This is a genomic window from Sphingomonas sp. (assembly GCF_035555815.1).
In the GTDB taxonomy this organism is placed as follows: domain Bacteria; phylum Pseudomonadota; class Alphaproteobacteria; order Sphingomonadales; family Sphingomonadaceae; genus Sphingomonas.
The window spans coordinates 1-1,863 of the sequence record NZ_DATMGG010000217.1 but is presented as its reverse complement, the minus strand read 5'-3'; the positions used below and the strand labels follow the sequence as shown (position 1 = coordinate 1,863).

The following is a 1,863-nucleotide window of genomic DNA, read 5'->3' as shown; positions in this document are numbered from 1 at the left end:
CACGGGCCGACGGCGGCGGCGATCCGGTCCCGCCGCGCGCCCAGCGTCTCCATCGCGGCGATCGTCGCGTCGGTGACGCCGCCGATCGCGCCCTTCCACCCGGCGTGGGCCGCGCCGATCACCCCGGCCTCGGCGTCGGCGAACAGCACCGGCGCGCAATCGGCGGTGAGGATGCCGAGCAGCAGCCCCGGCCGGTCGGTGACCACCCCGTCGGCGTGCGGGCGCGCGTCGTCGGCGAACGGCGCGGTCACCGTCACCGCCTCGGCCGAATGGACCTGATGCAGCGTGACCAGTCGCGCGTCGGGCGCCACCGCCTCGACCACGCGGCGCCGGTTCTCCATGATCGCCGCGCGATCATCCTGCGAGCCGAGCCCGACGTTGAGCCCGGCGAGGATGCCGGTCGACACCCCGCCGCGCCGCCCGAGGAAGCCGTGCGGCACGCCATCGAGCGCGGCGGCGCGGATCACCTCGACCTCGCTCATATCGCGCGACGCATCAGCCGGTCCTCGTCGGCGTGGCTGCCGACCATGAAGGTATAGGCGCCGACATCCTCGAACCCGTAGCGGGCGTAGAATCGCTTGCCGCGATGATTGTCGACATAGACCGACAGGAACAATTCCTCCGCGCCGCGCCCCTTCGCCTGATCGATCGCCCAGTGCATCAGCGCATCGGCGACCCCGCGCCCCTTGGCGCCCTCCAGCAGGTAGAGCTGACGCAGTTCCAGCGCCGGGCCGGCGGGGGTGACCGGCAGCGTGATGTCGCTGACCTTGGCGAAACCGATCGCCGCGCCGTCCTCCTCGGCCAGCCGGATGCGCAGGTCCGCCTGCGTGAGGTCGTCCGCCCACGCCTGCGCGGTGTATTTGGCGAGGAACGCGGTCAGGTCCTCGGGCGGATAGAGGTGGCCGAAGGTGCCGACGAAGCTGGCGCGGAACAGCGCGTCGATCGCGGGAATGTCCGCCACCCCGGCATCACGATAGGTGATCATGCGAATCCTTCCGGGGCGGGCCAGTCGGGGTGGACGATCGCCAGCACCCCGAACAGGTCGCCCATCTGCCCGTCCTCGACCAGCCGGTCGCGCGCGGCGACCACGTCCGCCCCGCCGCCCAGCGCCGCCACCCGCGCGTCGATCCCCAGCGCGCGCAGGAACGCGCCCTGCCCGACCGGGCCGTACACCGTCGCCCCTTCGGCCCGCGCCGCCTCGGCCAGCGTGGCGAAGTCGACGTGCGCGGTCAGGTCGGCCTCGCCCGGCGCCTCGAACGGGTTGGCATAGGCATGGGCCTTCACCGCCTGGAACGTGTCGCCGATCGCCGGGCCTTCATAGCCATAGTCGATCACCACCGCCGCGCCGCCGCGCGTGACGATCTGCCGCGCGATCTGGCGTACCGCCGCGACGCTGGCCGGGGAGGTCTCGAGGATCGAGCCGTTGGCGGCATCGCGCAACGCCACGGGCACGATCGGATCGAACACGGTGTTGCCGACCACCGGCAGGAACAGCGTGTCCTGACAGGCGACCAGCCGCTCGCGCCAGCCCTGTTCGGTCCTGACCAATTGCCGGATCGGCAGCGCGTCGAAGAATTCGTTGGCCACCGCCAACAGCGCGCCATCCTCCGCCACGCCGACCAGGTCGACGCACCATTCGGCCTGGGGCAGCCGCTCGGCCTGTTGCGCGCGCAGCGCCGGGCTGAACTCGATCAGGTGCACGGGCGGTTCCAGCCCGGCCTTGCCCATCGCGCGCAGCGCGTCGCTGGCCAGCGTGCCCCGGCCGGGGCCGAACTCGACATAGCGCGCGTCGGGCCGGCCGGCGCGGCGCCACAGGTCGGCCAGCCACAGCCCGATCAGCTCGCCGAACATCTGGCTGATCTC

The 1,863-nt window shown here is 72.6% G+C and carries 3 protein-coding genes; all 3 read right to left on the bottom strand.

The window, feature by feature from the left end; genetic code table 11:
- Positions 1 to 482: polyphenol oxidase family protein (locus tag VNR91_RS12565; RefSeq protein WP_325491115.1), on the bottom strand; the 482-nt coding region annotated here is incomplete at its 3' end.
- Positions 479 to 985, bottom strand: coding sequence for a GNAT family N-acetyltransferase (locus VNR91_RS12560; protein ID WP_325491114.1), 507 nt, complete (start codon positions 983 to 985; stop codon positions 479 to 481). The genes VNR91_RS12565 and VNR91_RS12560, both read right to left, overlap by 4 nt.
- The coding region (locus VNR91_RS12555; protein WP_325491113.1) for a class I SAM-dependent methyltransferase at positions 982 to 1,863 on the bottom strand (882 nt) is incomplete at its 5' end. The genes VNR91_RS12555 and VNR91_RS12560, both read right to left, overlap by 4 nt.

What these genes read in the sequence shown, in the direction of transcription:
- VNR91_RS12560 (WP_325491114.1), bottom strand. Translation starts at nt 985, where the DNA reads ATGATCACCTATCGTGATGCCGGGGTGGCGGACATTCCCGCGATCGAC.